Genomic DNA, 5,363 nt, shown 5'->3' on the forward strand with positions numbered 1-5,363 from the left:
AAACTTGGTCGAGCGCTTCTTTAACCGCCTCAAGCACTATCGCGGCATTGCAACACGTTACGACAAAACCCCGGCCAATTTCCTGGCTGCTGTCAAACTCATCGCTGTCCGTATCTGGTGCATCAGTTTATGAGTCTACGCCGTAGAGACTTGGCAGCGCCAGCGAGAGATTGAAAGCGCTCGTAATGATGAAAGATGGGTTGCGATGGAAGCCCGTATTGATACGCGGTTCTCTGGACTGGAAAACTCCGTCAAAGGCATCCAGTCGTCACTATCTCGCATCAACTGGATGATAATCGCTGGGCTGGTAGCAGCCTTCGTCGCCTTTGTCGTCGGTGGCGACTTGAAGTCACTTTGAGTGAAATCGGGGATCTGCGATTAATCGCAGATCCGACAATCAACCCCGCTTCTACGGGTTTTTCTGTATATTAGCCAGCAGATGGTGACCAGCTTCCGTCATCACACTCAAAGCACAAACTAGGGTCAGATGGATCACTAGTTTGGCGTTCGCATGCCTCACGTGTCACGTATGGACATTGAAACATTGAAATGTTTTTTTTAGAAAAAGTACTAAGTTCACCTTTCCCAATCTTTCGACCTAAATCGTCATGATACGATGCTTTGTTTACCAATTTTTGATTAATACCGCTTTCCGCGGATAAGGCGTAACCGGTAGAAAACAAAGCTAAAGAAGATGATATAATTAAAAATCGTCTTATCATTATTATTACCTTTCATGTGAACGATAATAATTAATTACATTTATTTATATATATCTATCCCAATAATAATTTAGAAAAAATTTGGAAATAAAAATTAATTATTAATTCATTTTTTCTCTAGCGGTCGCCTAATCCTTATTGGCAAGCTGCACATTGGTCATTCATAAATGAAAATATAAATATGCGCAGCTAAAGCAGATGGGCGGTGACATGCGTCTTGTCCGAGAGGTATTGCAGAGGATACAAGAAGAACAGAAGAAGGGTGGTTAGGTTCATGAAAGGTTCATTGAACCTAAAGAGCGCTATTTATTCGCTGCGATAATTTTATCTAACGTATTGGTATGTATGGATATCGAATGGTGGGCGTAACAGGGATTGAACCTGTGACCCCTACAATGTCAATGCAATCAGGAAGTCTTAAAACCGCGCATTTGCGCGGTTTTTGATGACAGCCCGAGGGTAAACATTTGTAGAACAGTTCACGAACAAAGGTGGTTTTGCACCCAATGTGCACCCAAATCAATAAGTCCGCTGATCAGACCGTAGGAACTAATTGACTCATGTATAAGTTTTCTAGTTCCAGACTTTCTCTCGGAGTGGTTCTCATATTGCTGGCGCTTTCCCCATGATCCCTTACAGATCAAACAGGTTGAATATACCGAAACATTTTCTCGTTGTACTTTACTAAGACCGCACATGTATCGAACAAATAATGCGGAAGCTCAAACGATTGAAACGTGCCACATTACGTTACAAGAAAATAGTAAGAAACTTCCGATCCATCATCGCAATCGCAGCTGCTTTTATCTTAATCAAATCTGTCCGCACTGCCTAGTCAGACTGTCTAGCACTTCTTTTGGGCTCGGCGTCCTGTTCTTGTTCTGGCTCATTTTCGACCTCGGCCTTTCTCATGGTAAATGCACCTGCCGTGCCTAACACTGCTCCAAATGCGGTTTTTCCGTCAGCGACTGTATTGGCTACCCACTTACCGACTTCAGGAACGGATTTGATAAGTTCTTGAAAAGCTTTGTTATCAAGCAGAGCTTCGAATGGAGATGCGTGATCACGCATGTCAATAAACCTACTGGGCTGCTCGTCTAGCCGAGTTAGTGCAGATCCAAACAATTGCTTGGCAAAGTCTCCATCTAGATCAATTGCCTCCCTTCTATACCCTTCATATGCTTTAGAGATAGAAGATTTGAAGGCATAATCCTCAGATAGCCTGAACGACTGGGTTACGTTTTTGGTTGATACCCACGCTATCCATATAGCGGCGCCAACTCCCATGAGCGCGCCGATAAAATGAAGAACCACGATTGACGTACGCACAGTAGAGCCGTCGCCCATTAACCTCATTAACTCGCTAAAGCGCCATGCACCAATCAATGATCCAAGAATCAGTGAAACTATGAGTATGCCTACCCACACCCATCCGGTTTTCTGTAGGCTACCTGAACGTTCATTAAACGCGCCTGCGAGACCAGCCGAAGTTGTTATCCGATAGGTTTCGTCGCATTTTTTTACGAGGGCATCCGCTCTATCCCTCAAGATTTCTAAAGTTTCCACGGTACTCTTAGAAGTTTCGTACGCTTCCGAAATTTCTGCTTTGTCTTTAATTACGCTAGCAAGATGGGTTTTAATATCGTCGCGAGCTCTTCTCAACTCTTCAATATCAGTGGGTAGGCGGTCTGCAGCTTGTCTTGCGTCCTCAATTATACGTATCGACTCTTGCAAATCGTCACTGCGCTGATTGAGATTGCTAACGCGCGTTTCCACACCTTTCAACCGGTTTAATAATGTTCTCGGCAAGTACTCCTTACTATCTACCGCCTCCCAATCGACATTTGCTAAAATTGGGGGTAGGTTGGAGGAGGCCCAGTTTAAAAGATTCATGGTTGCGGAAAAGCAACCGTTGGGGTCACTAGCGAAATTTTCAAAAGTTAGAAGGTCCGCTTGCTGCCCAATATGGTGCCATATTGTCAATGTTTCTTCAGACTGCGTATCATTCTTGAAGAATAGATCAATCCTATCACTAATGACGTCAGAAAAATAAGCAACATTTTCTGGAGTTAGCGGTGAATACTGCCATCCAAATTTTTGCGTAAACGTTGAATCGATTGGAATAGATTGGATCCATTTGCTTCGAATACGTTCAGCCATCTCCGAAAATGATTCTACAATTTGCCCATGATCCACCATGCTCGCCCTCCCTGAAACTAATCATTTATGAAGTTAAGCGTCAGCGTTGTCAAAGCGGGTTGACTATGTGAAAGGTAGGTTTCGACGTTTTTCCAAAAGCGTCCTGGCCGCTTCTCACCCATTTCCGTGCTAGGTAGATAACCCAAATAAAAACCATAATAGCTTTCTGACAAAAAGCTGATGCCGTGAAGCGTAGAAATGTACAGCTTTTCTGAAATCAAACGATAAAAAATTTATTTATCAGTATAAGAAATCGCAGCTTGCATGACCTGAAAACCAGGGAAGCCGAAAATTAGAAGTAAAAGTCTTAAAATATGTGATTAAATTAAATTTCCGTGGGGGTATTTTATAGCCAAGGTAAATAAATCCAAGGTAACTGCAATTATATTGATATGTAATAATTTTATTTCAAATAACACGTAAAATTTTTTTTGAATAAATTGTTTGGTCTAATGATTTTAGCCTCGCAAAGAAAATATTATAATTTTGGATTTTGGGGTTTCAGCATAATATAACAATCGTTGATTATTAAAGATACATGGTTTCGGAGTATGCAATAATAATGAGCAGTCTCAGACTAAGTGTGGTGAGCTTTCATCCGTGTGGGTCGTAGGGGCCTAGGAAGCGCACCCCATTAACATGAATGAGGTGCGTGGGAGCTTCTGAAACCCAAACTTCAGTTTCCCACGCGATCTCGGGCAAGTATCTCGCCATTAGTCGTCGCGTCGGAAAAGCGGTCACATATACCGTCCCCAGCTTGTGGCAGCGAACCCGAAAATTAGAAAATTTTTGCGAGGGGAATTTTAGCTACTTAAGGGAGCTGTTTCCTCCTTGGGGTGGCCATTACGGTTAATTCGCCGAGTTTCCAAAGCGGACGCAACGCTCACCGTGAAGCGAAAGCGAGCAAGTGCTCGCTCACTTTCTTAAGGCTAGGAATGTTCGCTCCACTAGAGATTAAGCCGTCAAGATGCATCCCAATATGCACGGGATTCTTGCCGTACTTACTTTCGGGCCTTCCAAGGGGTTTCGTTGACTCACCGTGCATGCGTGTCGGCAAAAGCGCCGTTGGGCGAAGCTTTGAAATAGATCGCTAAATACTGGGACGGCTTGTGCCTCTTCCTGTCTGACGGACGTGTCGAGCTGGACAATAGCAGTGTCGAAAGAACGATCTAGCCAATTGCATTGAGCAGAAAAAATGCATTATTTGCAGGTCATTAAGCGGGCGCTCATAGACACTGAAGAAACACTAAATCTGAATAGAGATTTATACACTGTGGCGCTGAAACAACGCTTACAAGCTTCCGAACACATCAGCGATAGAAAGCTCTCTACAAAATGAATAAACCGCTTATGCTGACAATCATTGGATCGGCCGTAATTATTGCACTTAGCATTCACCTTTCGGGTGAAAATGGGCGCTACCAGGCTGGAGAATTAGAACGGGGAGGCGTGTTTATTCTTGATACAAAAACCGGTGCAATCCGAACATGCATAACTGCGAAGCTCTTGAAGGATGACGAGTGTCAGTCATTGAAAGAGATAAAGGGGCGATAGCCAATGAAAAGCCCCGCCGGAGCGGGGTTATATTCGTTCAATCACTTTTTAGGTGGACCTATGCGGTCGAGAAGCTTGTAGACAACCTCTGCGCATTCAATCGTAGACTGATCTTCAGCGCATTTTACATCGACCTTGTAACCCTTATCTTCGACGCGGATATGCGCTGATTTATCCGGTGCTGAGCGCGGCCCTCCATGTGGCGGAGGTGGTGGTGGCGTACCTGGTGCACCAGCCTCAGGAGGTGCAGGTGGCCTCGGTGGTTCCTGCGCAAGCGCCGAGCCGGAAATCATTGCAAATGCAGCGGCGGCAATAAGAACGTTCTTCATTGCGTTACTCCTAAAGGTGTTTACGCATCATAAACATTCAGGCCTCTAATAGGTTCCGAGATATTAAGGCGATATTTCTGGCATTCAGCTTTAAAAGATAAGCCCCGCTTTCGCGAGGCTTGCACATATTTGCAACGCGCATGAAAAACCCCGCCGAAGCGGGGCTATCTCCAAGTCTTGAAATAGTGAGAATGAACTTCAAACCATAATCTGCGAGCCACCTTCTGAGTGGTGAATTCCCACTCGCTCTCCAGTAACTTTATAGATTGATCAAGTCTTTTAGCCGCCTGCACCTCTGTACAGTGTATGTGTAGAAGATTAAGCTTATCGAAGCGGTTTTCTGTTTTCGATTTACCTGCAATTCTCTTCATGTCCCGGTCTATAGCGACAAGGATTGCTTCATTTCGTATCGCTGTTTCGCAAACGAGAATATCCGATGCCTTTTCAGCTACGGCGTAGACTCATAAACTGATGCACCAGATGCGGACAGCGATGAGTTTGACAGCAGCCAGGAAATTGGCCGGGTTTTTGTCGTAACGTGTTGCAATGCCGCGATAGT

3 protein-coding genes and 3 pseudogenes are annotated in these 5,363 nt (G+C 44.4%); 2 read left to right on the plus strand and 4 right to left on the minus strand.

All coding sequences use genetic code 11. The features are described from left to right. Nucleotides 1-133: pseudogene (locus ABE530_RS19310) on the plus strand (IS5/IS1182 family transposase); the annotation flags it as partial. Between the two features lie 1,420 nt (nucleotides 134-1,553). On the opposite strand, the gene ABE530_RS19315 reads toward ABE530_RS19310, so the two are convergent. Then, nucleotides 1,554-2,921, minus strand: coding sequence for a hypothetical protein (locus ABE530_RS19315; protein ID WP_499695679.1), 1,368 nt, complete (start codon nucleotides 2,919-2,921; stop codon nucleotides 1,554-1,556). A gap of 594 nt (nucleotides 2,922-3,515) precedes the next feature. Beyond that, complete coding sequence (locus ABE530_RS19320; RefSeq protein ID WP_499695681.1) at nucleotides 3,516-3,677, minus strand: BsuBI/PstI family type II restriction endonuclease; 162 nt, start codon at nucleotides 3,675-3,677, stop codon at nucleotides 3,516-3,518. Between the two features lie 279 nt (nucleotides 3,678-3,956). Between ABE530_RS19320 and ABE530_RS19325 the strand changes: the two are divergent. Further along, nucleotides 3,957-4,091, plus strand: a pseudogene (locus ABE530_RS19325) (IS66 family transposase); the annotation flags it as partial. Between the two features lie 425 nt (nucleotides 4,092-4,516). On the opposite strand, the gene ABE530_RS19330 reads toward ABE530_RS19325, so the two are convergent. Continuing rightward, the gene (locus ABE530_RS19330) at nucleotides 4,517-4,804 is read right to left on the minus strand and encodes a hypothetical protein (RefSeq protein WP_499695680.1); all 288 of its coding nucleotides are present in this window, start codon (nucleotides 4,802-4,804) and stop codon (nucleotides 4,517-4,519) included. A gap of 461 nt (nucleotides 4,805-5,265) precedes the next feature. Next, nucleotides 5,266-5,363 (minus strand): annotated as a pseudogene (locus ABE530_RS19335) (IS5/IS1182 family transposase); the annotation flags it as partial.

Origin of the sequence: Brucella sp. TWI559, assembly GCF_039674265.1 — a bacterium.
Lineage (GTDB): Bacteria > Pseudomonadota > Alphaproteobacteria > Rhizobiales > Rhizobiaceae > Brucella > Brucella chromiisoli.